The sequence below is a fragment of the Streptosporangium sp. G11 genome, assembly GCF_051192615.1.
Taxonomy (GTDB): Bacteria; Actinomycetota; Actinomycetes; order Streptosporangiales; family Streptosporangiaceae; genus Streptosporangium.
Genome location: NZ_JBPJUQ010000019.1, coordinates 58,039 through 74,644, shown reverse-complemented (window position 1 = coordinate 74,644; position 16,606 = coordinate 58,039). Strand labels below are relative to the sequence as shown.

General features: G+C 73.2%; 12 protein-coding genes. 11 read left to right on the top strand and 1 reads right to left on the bottom strand.

The window, feature by feature from the left end; translation table 11 throughout:
* Position 1: 1 nt before the first annotated feature.
* From ACSDR0_RS19865 to ACSDR0_RS19815, 11 genes are all read left to right on the top strand, one after another.
* Positions 2-370: an effector-associated constant component EACC1 gene (locus ACSDR0_RS19865; protein WP_435290329.1), complete on the top strand. Its 369-nt coding sequence runs from the start codon at positions 2-4 to the stop codon at positions 368-370.
* Positions 363-4,589: a caspase, EACC1-associated type gene (locus ACSDR0_RS19860; RefSeq protein ID WP_435290328.1), complete on the top strand. Its 4,227-nt coding sequence runs from the start codon at positions 363-365 to the stop codon at positions 4,587-4,589. The genes ACSDR0_RS19865 and ACSDR0_RS19860 overlap by 8 nt, the downstream gene beginning before the upstream one ends.
* A 276-nt stretch (positions 4,590-4,865) precedes the next feature.
* A complete protein-coding gene (locus tag ACSDR0_RS19855) occupies positions 4,866-5,855 on the top strand; it encodes an AraC family transcriptional regulator (RefSeq protein ID WP_435290327.1) in 990 nt (329 codons plus the stop codon).
* A gap of 192 nt (positions 5,856-6,047) precedes the next feature.
* Positions 6,048-7,271 (top strand): styrene monooxygenase/indole monooxygenase family protein, encoded by a 1,224-nt coding sequence (locus tag ACSDR0_RS19850; RefSeq protein WP_435290326.1) that lies wholly within the window; start codon positions 6,048-6,050, stop codon positions 7,269-7,271.
* Positions 7,272-7,280: 9 nt separating this feature from the next.
* Positions 7,281-7,781 (top strand): flavin reductase family protein, encoded by a 501-nt coding sequence (locus ACSDR0_RS19845; RefSeq protein WP_435290325.1) that lies wholly within the window; start codon positions 7,281-7,283, stop codon positions 7,779-7,781.
* A gap of 33 nt (positions 7,782-7,814) precedes the next feature.
* Positions 7,815-11,009 carry a formate dehydrogenase gene (gene fdh / locus ACSDR0_RS19840; protein WP_435290324.1) on the top strand — a complete coding sequence of 1,065 codons (3,195 nt, stop codon included), beginning with the start codon at positions 7,815-7,817 and terminating at the stop codon, positions 11,007-11,009.
* Positions 11,002-11,784 (top strand): 4Fe-4S dicluster domain-containing protein, encoded by a 783-nt coding sequence (locus ACSDR0_RS19835; RefSeq protein ID WP_435290323.1) that lies wholly within the window; start codon positions 11,002-11,004, stop codon positions 11,782-11,784. Before fdh ends, ACSDR0_RS19835 begins: the two co-directional genes overlap by 8 nt.
* A 127-nt stretch (positions 11,785-11,911) precedes the next feature.
* Entirely contained in the window at positions 11,912-13,042 is a 1,131-nt protein-coding gene (gene nrfD / locus ACSDR0_RS19830; RefSeq protein ID WP_435290322.1) for an NrfD/PsrC family molybdoenzyme membrane anchor subunit, read from the top strand.
* Positions 13,043-13,144: 102 nt separating this feature from the next.
* On the top strand, positions 13,145-13,459 hold the full coding sequence (locus ACSDR0_RS19825; protein WP_435290382.1) for a YciI family protein: 315 nt from the start codon (positions 13,145-13,147) through the stop codon (positions 13,457-13,459).
* On the top strand, positions 13,456-14,736 hold the full coding sequence (locus tag ACSDR0_RS19820; protein ID WP_435290321.1) for an RNA polymerase sigma factor: 1,281 nt from the start codon (positions 13,456-13,458) through the stop codon (positions 14,734-14,736). Before ACSDR0_RS19825 ends, ACSDR0_RS19820 begins: the two co-directional genes overlap by 4 nt.
* A gap of 70 nt (positions 14,737-14,806) precedes the next feature.
* Entirely contained in the window at positions 14,807-15,442 is a 636-nt protein-coding gene (locus tag ACSDR0_RS19815; protein WP_435290320.1) for a maleylpyruvate isomerase family mycothiol-dependent enzyme, read from the top strand.
* A 76-nt stretch (positions 15,443-15,518) separates the two neighbouring features.
* On the opposite strand, the gene selD is transcribed toward ACSDR0_RS19815, so the two are convergent.
* Positions 15,519-16,565 carry a selenide, water dikinase SelD gene (gene selD, locus ACSDR0_RS19810; RefSeq protein ID WP_435290319.1) on the bottom strand — a complete coding sequence of 349 codons (1,047 nt, stop codon included), beginning with the start codon at positions 16,563-16,565 and terminating at the stop codon, positions 15,519-15,521.
* Between the last annotated feature and the right edge of the window lie 41 nt (positions 16,566-16,606).

The window sequence follows — 16,606 nt, the reverse complement described above, 5'->3', positions numbered from 1 at the left end:
CGTGACCGTGATCGTGGAAATGCCCGGGTCGGACTCCGACCAGCTGCGGAACCTGCGTGCCTGGCTGGTCGAGGAGGCCGGGTTGCGGGGGAACGTGCACCTGGCGGCCAGGCCCCCGGCCGCGCACGAGCTGGGCGGGTCCGTCGACCTGCTGCAACTCGTGCTCGGTTCCGGCGGTGCGGCGGCGACCGCGGCCGGGGTGGTCATCGCCTGGTTGAACACCCGCAAGGCCGAGGTCACCGTCCGGATCCGCAACGGGGAGCGGGAGATCGAGGTGACCGCCAAGGGGGTGCGGTCCCTGCGGGTGGACGAGCTGCGGGAGGTGACGGCGCGGATGGCAGAGCTGCTGGGACCCGCCGAGGGTGGCTGAGGACGCGACCCTGCTGTCGGGGAGCGGGGTCCGGGTGCTGGTGGCCGGGTCGGGCACGTACGAGCCCGGCTCGAAACTGCCGGAGGTCGGCGCGGTCGCGAGCACCGTTGCCGATCTCGGGCGCTGCCTGACCGAACAGGCGGGGTTGCCGCCGGAGAACCTGCGATCGCTGGTCGATCCGGCCGGGCCGCGCGAGTTCGCCGACGCGCTGCGGGCGCTCGCCGAGGAGGCCACCGACGTGGCGGTGCTGCACTACGTCGGGCACGGACTGGTGGACACCGAGAACCGGCTGCACCTGGCCACCCACGCCACCGCTGACCTGGTGCCGCAGGTGGCGAGCTTCCAGACGCTGCCCTACGACGCGGTGCGCGACATCCTCGCCCAGTGCCGTGCCCCTCTGGTGCTGGTCGTGCTCGACTGCTGCTACGCGGGCCGCGCCGACGTACGGGCCGGGCAGGTCGTGGACGTCTTGGCGGGGCGGCAGGGGCACTTCGTGATGGCGGCGGTGGGCCACGACGTGGTGGCCTGGGCGCCACCCGGTGACCGGCACACCACGTTCACCGGCGAGCTGATCCGGTTGCTCACCGAGGGCGAGAAGCGCGCGCCCCGGCGGCTCGGCGTGGACGACGTGTTCGGCTGGCTGGCCAGGCGGATGCGGGAACGCGCCCTGCCGGTGCCGGAACGGAAGGTCGCCGGGCACCTCGACACCCGCCCGGTGATGATCAACCCCGCCTACCCGGCTGTGAGGTCCGGCTCCCCGCTCCCACCTCCGGCCGAGGACGGGCACGCCAGCCCCTATCCGGGCCTGGCCCCGTTCTCGGCCGCCGACGCCGACCTCTTCTTCGGTCGCTCGAAACTGAGGGCGATCCTGCTCGGCCGGGTCGAGAACCTCGGCACCGGCGAGATGATCATGGTCACCGGTCCGTCGGGGTCAGGCAAGTCCTCGCTGCTCAACGCCGGTCTGGCGGCGGCGCTGCAGGGCGGATCGCGAACCATCACGCCGGGCGCCGACCCGCTCGGGCGGCTCGACGCCGTCAGGCGGGTGCTGCGACCGGATCAGGTCCTGATCGTCGACCAGTTCGAGGAACTGTTCACCGTCTGCGAGTCGGAGCGCGACCGGACCGTATTCGTATCGGCGCTGGCCGGGCTGCGGGTCGTGATCGCGCTGCGCGGTGACCACTTCGACCGGTGCGCACCCTACCCGGAGCTGGTGCCCGCGATGGGACACCCGGTGATCGTCGCCCCGATGACCGACGAAGACCTGCGCGAGGCCATCACCGAGCCTGCCGCCCGAGCCGGGCTGGCCGTGGCCGAAGGGCTGGCGGACCGGATCGTTCGGGAGATCGGCCAGGTCACCTCGGGTACCGGTCTGCCGCTGCTGGCCACCGCGCTGCTGTCGACCTGGACCCACCGGGAGAACCGCACCCTGACCCTGGCCGGGTACGAGGCCAGCGGTGGAATCGTCGGCGCCCTCACCAAAACCGCCGGCGAGACCATCGACGGCCTGGGCTCCGAGGGGGCGGAGATCGCCCGCGGCCTGATCGTCAGCCTGGTGCGGGTGGAGGAGTTCCGCGCCCACCGGCGGCCGGTTCCACTGGCGGGGCTGCTGCCCGCCGGTCCGGGGCCACGACGGCGGGTGCTGGAACATCTGGTCGCGGCCCGGCTCGTCGTGATCAACGAGGGCATGGTGGAACTCATCCACGACGCCCTCATCAACGACTGGGATCTGCTGAAGAAGTGGATCTCCGAGAGCCGGGAGGAGCTCGTCCTGCGGCAGAACCTGGAGGGTGCCGCGAGTGACTGGGAGAAGGGTCACCGTCCGCCCGACCACCTCTACGAGGGGGCCAGGCTGCACGATGCCGTCGACTGGGGCCGCCGGAACCGTGACCAGCTCAGCGCGACGGCCTCGGCCTTCCTCGCGGCGAGCACCCGGCGGTCACGGCGGCGGCTGGTGCGGCTGGCCTTGGCCGGTGCGGTCGTGCTGGCCATGCTCCTGGTCGCGGTGCTCTCGTGGCGGGGCGAGGTCGTGCAGCGCGAGGCCGCCGGTCAGCGCGCGTTGTTGTTCTCCGCCGAGGAGCAACGCCAGGTCCGGGCCGGGTTGTCACTGCGGCTGGGCGCGGCGGCCTACGCCCTCGACGCGGGGCAACCGGAGGCCAGAGCCGGTCTGGTCCGTTCCCTCGCCGAGAACCGGTACGCCGGATCGATCACCGACCCCGAGTTCCCCGTGTTCACCACCTACCACCCACGGTCGCCCGGCGTCATCGCCACGGCGGCGGGTGCCACGGTCACCTTCTGGGACGTCTCCGACCCGGCCGCACCCGCTCGCCTGGGTTCCGCGCCCGACCCGTCGCCTGACGCCGGGTCGCACATGGGCGGCGTCTCGGCGGTCGCCATGAGCGCCGACGGGCGGCTGCTCGCGCTCGGCCACTGGTTCGGCTGGCTGACATTGTGGGATATCCGCGACCTGCGCGCCCCCCGCCGGATCCACCTGTCCCAGCCGCACGGCTCGCACCCGACGCGTTACGCCAACGTGCGCAGCGCCGTCTTCGGCCCCGGCGGGCGCTGGCTGGCCACCGGCTCGTGGGACCACCGGGTGATCATCTGGGACCTGTCCGACGAACCCCGACAGATCGCCTCTTATGAGGCGGCGGGCCCCGTCCACGCCCTGCCCCTCTCTCCGGACGGGGCCCTGCTCGCCGTGGCCACCAACCGGGCGACGCGGCTCCTGGACGTGCGCGACCCCGCGGACATCGTGCCGCGTGCCCCGCTCGGCACCGCCACGGGCGACACGTGGGCGGCCGCCTTCGCACCCCGGGGCCGGTTGCTCGCGGTCGGCCGGGAGGACGCCGGCGCGGTCCTGTGGGACGTCACCAACCCGGACCGGCCGGTCGAAGTCAGCACGTTGAAGGGGCACACCTCCGCCGTCCGGGGCGTCACGTTCACCCCCGACGGACGGACCATGCTCAGCGCCGCGGACGACGGGACCGCCGTGATGTGGGACGTCTCCGAACCGGCCGAACCGGTGCGGCTCGACCGGCTGACCGGACACGCACGGGGCCTGACCGGCGTCGCGGTCGACGCGGCGGGCACCCGGATCGCCACCGGCAGCCTCGACCGCACCACCGTCATCTGGGACCTGCGTCCCGCCGCCCGCCCGGTCGCGCACGGCCCGTTCGGGCCCTCGCCCACCGCGAACACCGGGATCAACGCCTTCAGCGGTGACGGCCGCATCGGGCTCGGCGGACGGCAGGACGCCAACGGCGTGACCGTGTGGGACACCTCCGAACCCCTCGCGCCGGTCCGGCTCAGCAGTTTCGTGTTGTCCAGCGGCGTGCTCGGAGCGCCGGCGGTCAGCCATGACGGCCGTCGCGCGCTCATCGGCGTGAACTCGGGCAACGCCCCGACGACGGCCGCCTACGTGTGGAACCTGGACGACCCGCGCGACCCCGTGCTGCTGGGGACGCTGTTCACCGGGCAGCCGGTGTACTCGCTCGAGCTCAGCCCCGACGGCCGGGTGGCCGTCACCACCAACCAGTACGGCCACGACATCATCCTCTGGCAGGTGGGGGAGAACCCGCGCCAGCTCGCCCGCATCCCGCGCGAGTACAACCGGGAGGCCGCCTTCAGCCCCGACGGAACCCTGCTCGCCCTGGCCGGATTCGCCGGCCAGGTGGAGTTGTGGGACGTCGGCGACCCCGCCGCGCCCCAACGGCGGGCCGTCCTGCCGCAGCGGCACACCGGAGAGGTCTACGACGTGGTCTTCAGCCCGGACGGCGCCCTTCTGGTCACGGCCTCCGACGACGGGACAGCCGGGTTGTGGCGGATCACCGTCCCTTCCGACCCGGTCTGGCTGGCCTCGATGGAACAGCACACCTCGTCGGTGTACACCGCCGCGTTCTCTCGGACGGCCCCGCTGGTGGCCACGGCCGGCTTCGACGAGACGACGATCCTGTGGGACATCACCATCCCGGAATCACCCCGTCAGATCACCGTGCTCACCGGGCACGGGCTGCCGGTCTCGCCCGTCGAGTTCCACCCGGGCGGCGACGCGCTGCTCACTCAGGACAACACCAGCCGTACCGTCCTGTGGGACATCGCGGAACTGGTCCGGGTGATCCGCGACCCGCTCGCAGCGGCGTGCGCGATCGGCGGCGGCCCGTCGCCCGCCGAATGGCGGCGATACGGCGGCGACACGCCCCCCCTCGATCCGTGCGCCTGACTCCGCGTCGGACCACGCGTGACAGGAGGGAATCCCGTGGGGCGGTGAACGGAGCCCTTTTTCGTGGTGATCCGCGATGGCTCACGCGGACTCGGCGCGCCTCGTCCGCGAGGCGTGTCCACTATCGGACACGGTCCCCGGCGTCTTTGCGTAATTCTCCATAGTCGGCCGGGTCCGGCCGGTAGATCATGTGGGGATCGGCCGCGCGCGATCTCGCGTCGCCGTACGCATGCGACGGCACGTGCGGGGACGTACGGGCAGAGGGTTGGAGTGTCGATGGGCGAGACGCGAGGGCCGGTCCCGCTCGGCAACCGGCCGGTCTTCGACACCGCGGACCTCGACGAGGCCCGCGACCTGGTGGCCCGGGTGTTCTGCCCCCACCGGCTGGAGCTCGCCGGTGACCTCTCCCGGCTGGCCGCGCGGCTCAACTCGGTCCAGCTCGGCACCGTGCGGGTGAACTACCTGGACTACGGGGCGGACGTCCGCATCGAGCCGGGGGAGCTCGACTCCTTCTTCCTGGTGCAGATCCCGCTGGCCGGGCGCAGCCTGATCCGGTGCGGCGGCCAGGAGATCGTGTCGACGCCCGGTCTCGCGTCCCTGCCGTCGCCGTCGGAGTACCTCGACATGCGCTGGGGAGCGGGCTGCCCCCAGCTGATCGTCAAATTCGACCGGCCGGCCGTCGAGGACGCCCTGGAGCGGATGCTCGGGGAGCGGCTCGACCGGCCGCTCGTCTTCGGCCTGGGCATGGACATGACCGCCGGCTGGGCGCGGGCCTGGAAGGCCATGGCCGACCTGATCGTCAGGGAGGCCGAGCACGGCGACGGGCTCGCCGCGCAGCCGCTGGCGATCGCCCACCTGGAGAACGCCATGCTCTCCTCCCTGCTCACCGGGCAGCCGTCCAACTACCTGGAGCGGCTGAACGCCCCCCGGCCCCCCGCCCTGCCCAAGGTGGTGCGCCGGGCGACGCGGTACATCGACGACCACGCCCACCTGCCGCTGACGACCGACGACGTCGCGCGCGCCGTGGCGGTCAGCGGTCGCTCGCTCCAGGAGGGCTTCCGCCGCCATCTCGGGCTGACCCCGATGACCTATCTCAGGGATGTGCGCCTGGGCAGGGTCCACGACGAGCTGACGGCGGGCGATCCCGCCAGGTGCACCGTGACGAACGTGGCCGCCCACTGGGGTTTCCCGCACCAGGGGCGCTTCGCCGCCCTCTACCGCGCCCGATACGGCCGGGCGCCGTCACAGACGCTGCGCGGCGACTGACGGTACGCGTCCCGCAGCCGGATGTCCGCGCCAGATGGATGGAACCCGCGCTGAGCGGATGGCACGGGCGACGGCGGCCGTCGTACTTTTTCACCAGGCGCCGCTCGATCGTTCACCTCCATCGCTTCCTCGAAGTCTCCTCGAAAGCCTTCCTCGGGACTTCTCGGAGCCTCCTCGAAAGGACACGTCACCATGCGCAGAATCCTCGTCGTCGGCGCCGGCCAGGCGGGCCTCCACCTCGCCCTCGGCCTGCTGCGGAACGGCTACGACGTCACCGTCGTCTCCAACCGGACCCCGGAAGACATCCGCGATGGCCGGGTCATGTCCAGCCAGGCCATGTTCGGCACCGCGCTCCGCCACGAGCGTGACCTCGGCCTGGACCTGTGGGCGGACGGCTGCCCGCCGATCGACGGGATCCAGTTCGCGGTGGCCGGCCCCGGCGGCGACCCGGTGATCCGCTGGGCCGCCCGGCTCGACGCCCCCGCCCGCTCGGTCGACCAGCGGTTGAAGATGCCCGCCTGGATGGCCGAGGTGGAACGGCTCGGCGGGAAGATCGTCATCCACGACGCCACCGTGGAGGACCTGGAGGACTACGCCGCCCAGTACGACCTGGTCCTGGTCGCCGCGGGCAAGGGCTCGATCGCCTCGCTCTTCGAACGGGACGCGCCGCGCTCGCCGTACCGCGCCCCGCAGCGGGCCCTGGCCCTCACCTACGTCAACGGCCTCGCGCCGCGGCCCGACCACTCCGCGGTGTGCTTCAACGTGATCCCCGGGATCGGCGAGTATTTCGTGTTCCCCGCGCTCACCGTCACCGGTCCCTGCGAGATCATGGTGTTCGAGGGCGTGCCCGGCGGGCCGATGGACTGCTGGGCGGACGTCGTCACCCCCGCCGAGCACCTGGCCAGGAGCAGGCGGATCCTGGAGACCTTCCTGCCGTGGGAGGCCGAGCGTGCCGCCGGCGTCGAGCTCACCGACGAGGGCGGCGTCCTGTCCGGCCGCTTCACCCCGGTCGTGCGCAGGCCGGTGGCGACGCTGCCGTCGGGCGCCCCGGTCCTGGGCGTGGCGGACGTGGTCGTGCTCAACGACCCGATCACCGGGCAGGGGTCCAACAACGCCGCCAAGTGCGCGGCCTCCTACCTGTCCGACATCTTGGAGCGCGGCGAGCGGCCGTACGACGCGGCGTGGATGGAGCGGGTCTTCGAGCGCTACTGGGAGGACGCCCGGCACGTCACCACCTGGACGAACGCGCTCCTCGCGCCCCCGCCGCCGCACGTGCTGGAGATCCTGGGCGCCGCGGGCGGGCTACCCGAGGTGGCCTCCCGCTTCGTCAACGGCTTCGACGACCCGTCGGACTACGCCGGCTGGTTCCTGGACCCGGCCGGCGCGGCCGAGTACCTGGCGCGGGCCGGGAGGTGAGGGGACGTCATGAGATCCCTGCGCGACGCCCTCGGGCAGTTCGCCACCGGGGTGGCGGTGGTCACCGCCGCCACCCCGGGGGGTGACCGGCTGGGCGTGACCGTCAACTCCTTCACCTCCGTCTCGCTCGACCCGCCGCTGGTCCTGTGGTGCCTGTCCCGGCGGGCCCCCAGCGCGCCGGCCTTCGCCGAGGCCGGGCGGTTCGCGGTCAACGTCCTGGCCGCCGGCCAGGAGCACCTGTCGCGGCGGTTCGCCACGCCGCTGCCCGACAAGTTCGCCGGGGTGGAGACCCGTCTCGCCTCGGGCGGGGTGCCGGTGCTCGCCGGGACCGTCGCCCACTTCGCCTGCCGCGCGGTGGCCACGTACGACGGGGGCGACCACCTGATCTTCGTCGGGGAGGTCGAGCACTTCCACCGGGAGGAGGGCCAGCCGCTGGTCTTCCACTCGGGAAGCTACCGCGCGCTCTCCGCGCCGGACCGCGAGATGGCGCTCTGCGAGCCGGGCAGGTGATTCAGAGCAGGTGGGGAGGGGTAAGGCCCCGTTGTGACACGGGGGAGAGGGATCTCCCGCTGGCCGGTGATCCGGCAGCTCTTGGGAGAGGACGCCAGGGGCGACGCCGCGCGCTCGGCGCGTACCGACGCGCTGCGGCCTCGCACCGAGGAGGCCGACAGCGTCGCGCGGTCGGTCTGCCCGTACTGCGCGGTCGGCTGCGGCCAGCTGGTCTACGTCAAGGACGGCCGGGTCACCCAGATCGAGGGCGATCCCGACTCGCCCATCTCGCGGGGGCGGCTGTGCCCCAAGGGGGCGGCGAGCAGGCAGCTCGTCACCCATCCCGGCCGGCAGACACGCGTCCTCTACCGGCGGCCGCACGGCACCGACTGGGAGCCGCTCGACCTTGAGACGGCCATGGACATGATCGCCGACCGGGTGGTGCGGACCCGCCGGGAGACCTGGGAGCAGGAGTACGAGGGCAGGACGGTCCGGCGCACCATGGGCATCGCGAGCCTGGGCGGGGCGACGCTGGACAACGAAGAGAACTACCTGATGAAGAAGCTCTACACCGCCCTCGGCGCGATCCAGGTGGAGAACCAGGCCCGTATTTGACACTCCTCCACCGTCCCCGGTCTGGGGACCAGCTTCGGGCGTGGCGGCGCCACGGGCTTCCAGCAGGATCTGGCCGAGTCCGACTGCATCGTCATCCAGGGCTCCAACATGGCCGAATGCCATCCGGTGGGATTCCAGTGGGTGGTCGAGGCCAGGGCGCGCGGGGCGAAGGTGTTCCACATCGACCCGCGTTTCACCCGCACCAGCGCGATCGCCGACCGCCACCTGCCGATCCGCGCGGGAAGCGACATCGTCCTGCTCGGCGCGCTGATCAACTACGTGCTGGTCAACGAGCTGGACTTCCGCGAGTACGTGCTGGCCTACACCAACGCCTCGGCGATCGTCTCCGAGGACTTCGGGGACACCGAGGACCTGGACGGGCTGTTCTCCGGCTTCGACCCGCAGACGCGCGCGTACGACCCGTCGAGCTGGGCGTACGCGCGCGAGGGCGACGGGGAGGGGGCGGCCGAGGGTGACGGGGAGCGGCTGGAGGGCGGTCCCCGGCACGCCGAGGCCGCGGGCCCCGAGCAGTACGGCTCCGGCGGCGCCGCCGCGCCGTCGAGGCCGCCCACGGACCCGACGCTGAGCCACCCGCGCTGCGTCTACCAGATCCTGCGGCGGCACTTCGCCCGCTACACCCCGGAAACGGTGTCGGAGCTGTGCGGCATCCCCCCGGAGAGCTTCGCCGAACTGGCCGAGGCGATCACCGCGAACTCGGGCAGGGAGCGCACCACCGCCTGGGCGTACGCGGTCGGCTGGACCCAGCACACCGTGGGCGCGCAGTACATCCGCACGGCCTCGATCCTGCAGCTGCTGCTGGGCAACATGGGCCGCCCCGGCGGCGGCATCATGGCGCTGCGCGGCCACGCCAGCATCCAGGGCTCCACCGACATCCCCACCCTGTTCAACCTCCTGCCGGGATACCTGCCGATGCCCCACGCCCACCGGCACGAGGGGCTCGACGACTATCTGGCCAAGACCGGGGCCGACACCGGATTCTGGGGCAGGAAGCGCTGCTACATGGTCAGCCTGCTCAAGGCGTGGTGGGGCGACGCCGCCACCGAGGAGAACGACTTCCGCTTCGGCAACCTGCCCCGCCTGACCGGCGACCACGGCCACTTCACGACCGTGATGGGACAGATCGACGGCACCGTCAAGGGCTACTTCGTGGTGGGGGAGAACCCGGCGGTCGGCTCCTCCGGAGGCAGGGCGCAGCGCCTGGGCCTGGCCAACCTCGACTGGCTGGTGGTGCGGGACCTGACCCTGGTGGAGACGGCCACGTTCTGGAAGGACGGCCCCGAGCTCGAAACCGGGGAGATGCGCACCGAGGACATCGCCACCGAGGTGTTCTTCCTGCCCGCCGCGAGCCACGTGGAGAAGGACGGCACCTTCACCAACACCCAGCGGCTGCTGCAGTGGCGGGAGAAGGCCCTGGAACCGCCGGGTGACTGCCGCAGCGACCTGTCGTTCTACTACCACCTCGGCAAGCGGATCAGGCGGCGGATGACCGACGACGAGATCGACCGGCCGGTACGCGAGCTGACCTGGGACTACCCCGAGGAGGGCGAGCACGCCGACCCGTCGGCGCAGGCCGTGCTGCGCGAGATCAACGGGACCGGCCCCGACGGGCGGACCCTGTCGGCCTACACCGAGCTCAAGCCCGACGGCTCCACCCGGTGCGGCTGCTGGATCTACTGCGGGGTCCACGCCGACGAGGTCAACCAGGCGGCCCGGCGCAGGCCCGGGGGCGAGCAGACCAGGATCGCGCCCGAGTGGGGCTGGGCCTGGCCCGCCAACCGGCGCATCCTCTACAACCGGGCCTCCGCCGACCCCGAGGGCCGTCCGTGGAGCGAGCGCAAGGCCTGCGTGTGGTGGGACGAGGAGAAGCGGGAGTGGACCGGCATCGACGTGCCGGACTTCGAGAGGGACAAGCCGCCCGGCTACGTGCCGCCCGAGGGCGCCCTGGCCGAGGCCGCGCTGGCCGGGACCGACCCGTTCATCATGCAGCCCGACGGCAAGGGCTGGCTGTTCGCCCCGGCGGGCCTGGCGGACGGGCCGCTGCCCGCGCACTACGAGCCGCACGAGTCGCCGGTGCCCAACACGCTGTACGGGCAGCGGGCCAACCCGGCGCGCCGGACCTACCCGCGCCCCGAGAGCCCCTACAACCCGCCGGGGTCGCCGCGCTTCCCGTACGTGCTCACGACCTACCGGCTCACCGAGCACCACACCGCGGGGAGCATGAGCCGGCCGCTGGCCTACCTCGCCGAGCTGCAGCCGGCCCTGTTCTGCGAGGTGTCGACGGAGCTCGCCGCCGAGCTGGGGCTCGTCAACGGGGGCTGGGCGACGATCGTGACGTCCCGCACCGCGATCGAGGCCCGCGTCCTGGTGACCGGGCGCGTCCGCTCGCTGCGCCTGCGGGGCAGGACGGTCCACCAGATCGGCCTCCCGTACCACTGGGGCTGGGGCGGCGGCGGCCTGGTGACCGGCGACGTCGTCAACGACCTGATGCCCCTGGTGCTCGACCCGAACGTCTACATCCAGGAGGGCAAGGCCGTGACCTGTGACCTGCGGCCCGGCAGGCGCCCCACGGGCGGGGCGCTGCTCGACCTGATCGAGGAGTACCGCGATGGCTGAGCGGATGGGGTTCTTCACCGACACGAGCATCTGCATCGGGTGCAAGGCCTGCGAGGTCGCCTGCAAGGAGTGGAACGACGTTCCCGACGACGGGTTCGTCTTCCGGGCCACCTCCTACGACAACACGGGCAGCCTGGGGGCCGACACCTGGCGCCACGTGGCCTTCATCGAGCAGCCGGGCGGCGGGAGCGGCCAGGAGGGCGTCGAGGGATGGTTGATGTCGTCGGACGTGTGCAAGCACTGCACGCACGCCGCCTGCCTGGACGTCTGCCCGACCGGGGCGCTGTTCCGCACCGAGTTCGGCACGGTGGTGGTGCAGGCCGACGTCTGCAACGGCTGCGGCTACTGCGTGCCCGCCTGCCCGTACGGCGTGATCGACCGCAGGGAGCGCGACGGCCGGGCGTTCAAGTGCACGATGTGCTACGACCGCCAGCTCGGCGGGCTGGAACCGGCCTGCGCCAAGGCCTGTCCCACCGACTCCATCCAGTTCGGGCCGCTGGACGAGCTGCGGGCCCGCGCCGGGGAACGGGTGGAGCGGCTGCACGGAGAGGGCAGGCCGGAGGCCCGCCTGTACGGGGCGAGCCCCGACGACGGCGTGGGCGGGGACGGGGCCTTCTTCCTGCTGCTCGACGAGCCCGAGGTGTACGGCCTGCCGCCCGACCCGGTGGTCACCACCAGGGACCTGCCCGCCATGTGGCGCTGGGCGGCCGGGGCGGCGCTCTCCATGGTCGGGGTGGTGGCGGTGTCCTTCCTGGGCGCGGGAAGGAACCGGTGATGCGCCGGTACGGGATCCCTCCCGGCCGGGGTGTTCCCGCCGGGGACGGGGAGGTACCGGTGGCGGGTCCTTCCGGGGGCCGCGTGGACGGCGACGGGCGGCCGTGGACAGGGCGGGGGTGGTCGTGGTGAGGCGCGGCGAGGAGGTGATGGTGCCCGAGGCCGAGTTCCGCTCCTACTACGGGCAGCCGATCATCAAGGCCCCGATCTGGCACGAACCCCACATGCCGCTCTACCTCTACCTGGGCGGAACGTCCGGTGCCGCGTCGGTGATCTCCGCCGTGGCGACGCTCACCGGGCATGACCGGCTCGGGCTCACCGCCAGGGTCACCGCGGCCGCCGGCGCCGCGGCCGGTGCCGGTTTCCTGGTCGCCGAGCTCGGCAGGCCGGAGCGGTTCCTCAACATGCTGCGCGTGTTCAAGCCCACCTCGCCGATGAGCGTCGGCTCCTGGCTCCTGGCCGCCCACAGCGGCCTGACGGCCCTCGCGGCCGCCTCCGCGCTCGTCACCGCCGGGTCCGGCCCGCGGGTCTCGGCCCGATCTGTCCTGCGGCTCTTGGTTCGGTTCGTCTCGCGGGTCCCCGCTCGATCTGTTCCGCAGGTTCCGTTCTGGTCTATCTTGCGAGTCTCGGCCCGGTTTGTCGCGCGGGTCCCGGTCTGGCCCGTCCCGCGGATTCCCGGCCGGGCTGGCCTGCGGATCCCCGCCCTCCCGGGGAGGATCGCCCGTGTCCTGCCCGCCGTCGGGGACGCGGCCGCCCTGGCGGCCGTGGTGACCGGGCCGCTGATGTCGACGTACACCGCCGTGCTCGTGGCCGACACCGCCGTGCCCGCCTGGCACGAGGGCCACCCCGAGCTGCCGTTCCTGTTCGCCGGGAGCGCGCTGGCCGGCGCGGGCGCGGTGGGCATGCTGGCCACCCCGCGCCGCGAGGCGGGCCCGGCCCGCGCCGTCGCGGTGCTGGGCGCCGCCGTCGAGACGGTCGCGGGCGCGGTGATGGAGCACCGGCTCGGCCTGGTCGGCGAGCCGTACCGGCTGGGCAGGTCGGGCCGCCTGATGCGGACGGCCCGCGTCCTCACGGTGGGCGGCGCCCTGCTCGCCACGGTCGCCGGGCGCGGCCGTGCCCTCACCGCGCTGTCCGGCCTCGCCCTCAGCGCCGGTGCCCTCCGCACCCGCTTCGGCGTCCTGGCCGCGGGCAGGGCCTCGGCCGCCGACCCGAAGTACACGGTGGTGCCCCAGCGGGAGCGCCTGGAGGCGGGCGGGTGAAGAATCCTGAGTGACGGCGTCCTTTGCCGGTGTTCCCGTTCGTCGTGATGGTGGAGCGGCACCATGGGGGCGGCACCACGAGGAGGAGAACGCGTGAAATACATGCTGTTGATGTGCGGCGACGAGTCCGCTGAGGCCCACGCCCAGGACGGCTGCGGCGGATGGACCGAGGAGATGGAGCGTCGCGGGGTGCTGCGGGGCGGCGCCGGGCTGCGGCCACCGGCCGACGCCACGACCGTGCGGGTGCGCGACGACGCGCTCCTGCTCACCGACGGCCCGTTCGCCGAGACCAGGGAGCAGATGGGCGGGTTCTGCCTGATCGAGTGCGCCGATCTCGACGAGGCCATCGAGATCGCCTCGAAGCACCCGGTCTCCGGCTACGGCTCGATCGAGATCCGGCCGCTCCTGCCGTCATGACCAGGGAGGATCCGGCCGGTACGACCACGGAGGTCGAGGCGGCGGTCGCCCAGGCGTTCCGGGACGAGTGGGGGCAGGTCCTGGCGACCCTGATCCGGATCACCGCCGACTGGGACCTCGCCGAGGAGTGCGCGCAGGACGCCTTCGCGCTGGCCCTGCGACGCTGGGCCGAGGACGGGGTCCCGCGCAGGCCCGGCGCGTGGCTCACCACGGTCGCGCGCAATCGTGCCGTCGACAGGCTGCGCCGCGAAGCGGTCGGCGCCGCCAAGCTGCGAGAGGTGGCCGTCATGTCGTACGAACCCGAGCCGATGTCGTACGGACCCGGGCCGGAGGAGGACGGCGGCGTGCCGGACGACCGGCTGCGGCTGATCTTCACCTGCTGCCACCCGGCGCTGGCCCCGGAGGCCCGGGTCGCGCTCACCCTGCGCACCCTGGCGGGGCTGACCACCGCGGAGATCGCCAGGGCGTTCCTGGTCGGTGAGCAGACGATGTCCAAGCGCCTGCTCCGGGCCAAACTGAAGATCCGGCACGCCGGGATCCCGTACCGGGTGCCGCCCGCGCACCTGCTGCCGGAGCGCGTGCCCGCCGTGCTGGCCGTGCTGTACCTGCTGTTCAGCGAGGGATACTCGGCCACGGCGGGTGCCGACCTGCTGCGGCACGACCTCAGCGCCGAGGCGATCCGGCTGGCCCGCGTCCTGACGCGGCTGATGCCCGACGAACCCGAGGCGGCGGGGCTGCTGGCGCTGATGCTCCTGCACGACGCCCGCAGCGCCACCCGGCTCGACGCGGCCGGTGACCTGGTGACCCTGGAGGAGCAGGACCGCGGCCTGTGGGACACCGCCGCGATCGGCGAGGGCGAGGCGCTGCTCGACCGCGCCCTGCGGCGCGGCCACCCGGGCCCGTACCAGGTGCAGGCCGCCATCGCCGCCTGCCATGCCACCGTGACCGACGCGGCCGGCACCGACTGGGCCCAGATCGCCGCGCTGTACGGGCAGCTCGCCCGGTTCACGCCGTCTCCGGTGGTGGAGCTGAACCGGGCGGTGGCGGTGGGGATGGCCGCGGGACCGGCCGCGGGACTGGAACTCGTGGAGGCGTTGCGGGAGTCGGGGACGCTGGCCGGGTACCACCTGCTGCCCGCGACCCGGGCCGACCTGCTGCGCCGCCTGGGCCGCGCCGCCGAGGCCGAGGCCGCCTACCGCGAGGCGCTGGGGCTGGCGGCGACCGACACCGAACGCCGCTATCTCGGACGCAGGCTCGCCGAGGTGGCCGGTTCGTAGTCCCGGGGTGTCCGTTGGCGCCGGGCTCGTTCGTCGGTAGGGCGAACACCTTCCCGGAGAGAGGACACCGATGGACATGACGACGGAGACCGAGGTCAGGAGGGCGATCGCCGCCGAACGCCGCGACCTGGCGGACGTGCTCACCGGCCTGCCGGAGCGGACGTGGGACGAGCCGACCCTGTGTGCCGGGTGGCGGGTGCGGGAGGTCGTGGCCCACATGACGATGCCGTTCCACTACTCGGCCCCACGCTTCGTGATCGAGATGCTCAGGTCGCGGGGGAACTTCGCCAGGATGGCCGACCGATGCGCCCGGCGCGACGCGGCCTCCCTGTCCTCTGGCGAGCTCGCCGCGATGCTCCGGGACAACGCGGACCACGCGTGGAAGCCGCCGGGGGGCGGATTCGTGGGCGCGCTGAGCCACGAGGTGATCCACGGCCTGGACTTCACCGTGCCCCTGGGCCTCGACCGGCGCGTCCCCGAGGATCGGCTGCGCATCGTCCTGGGAGGCTTCGACACGTCGAAGAGCCTCAAATTCTTCGGGGTCGACGTGCGGGGAATCGAACTGCGCGCCGACGACCTCGACTGGTCCATCGGGGACGGGACGCCGATGTACGGAGCCGCGCAGGATCTCATCCTGGTCCTGTGCGGCCGGAAGCTGCCGGAGGGGCGGTTGCGCGGCGAGCCGAGCCGTCGGTTCGTCGCGTAGAGGCCATTCGCGGCTCGGTTCGGCCCGGTTTGTTCTGGACCGGGCCGGCCCGCGTCCGGCTCGCGTCCGGACCGGGTCAGCGCAGCCGCAGGGTCCGGCCCTCGCGGGGGACGAGCTCGCCGACGACCGGCGCTCCGGGGACCTCGCCCGCCACGAGCAGGCCGCCGGAGGTCTGGGCGTCGGCGAGCAGCAGCAGGTCCTCCTCGCCGAAGCGGCCCGGGTCCAGGTGCGGCGCCACCCACCCCAGGTTGCGGCGGGTGCCGCCGCTGACGTGGCCGTCCCGGACGGCCTCGCGGGCCCCGGCCAGGTACGGTACGGCCGCCACGTCGACCACCGCCGTGACGCCGCTCGCCCTGGCCAGCTTGTAGAGGTGGCCGAGCAGGCCGAACCCGGTCACGTCCGTGGCGCACCCGGCGCCCGCGGCCAGCGCGGCCCGGGAGGCGTCGCGGTTCAGCGTGGTCATCGCGGCCACCGCCTGCGGGAAGACCTCACCGGTCGCCTTGTGCCGGGTGTTGAGCACGCCGACGCCGAGCGGCTTGGTCAGGGAGATCGGCAGGCCCGCCCGGCCGCCGTCGATGCGCAGCAGCCGCCCGGGATCGGCGAGCCCGGTGACGGCCATCCCGTACTTCGGCTCGGGATCGTCGACGCTGTGGCCGCCCGCGACGTGGCAGCCCGCCGCCCGCGCCACCTCCAGGCCGCCGCGCAGTACCTCCCCTGCCAGCTCCATCGGCAGCACGTCACGGGGCCAGCCGAGCAGGTTGACCGCCACCAGCGGCTTCCCGCCCACCGCGTACACGTCCGACAGGGCGTTGGCCGCCGCGATCCGCCCCCAGTCGCGGGGGTCGTCCACCACGGGGGTGAAGAAGTCCGCGGTGGCCACGATCGCCCGGCCGCCCTCGACACGGACCACGGCGGCGTCGTCGCCGTCGTCCAGCCCGATGACCAGCTCGCCGTTGAAGCGCGGGCGCGGCCCGTCCGCCTCCTCCAGCAGCCCCGCGACGACGGCCTCCAGCTCGCCGGGCGGGATCTTGCAGGCGCAGCCGCCCCCGTGGGCGTACCGGGTCAGCCGCACCGCGCCCCGCTCCGGGAGAGGGGCGCTCCGTTCCGCGGTGGTCTCCGCCATTCCGCATCTCCCCTGGTAGATCCGCACGCCGAGGTCCGGCA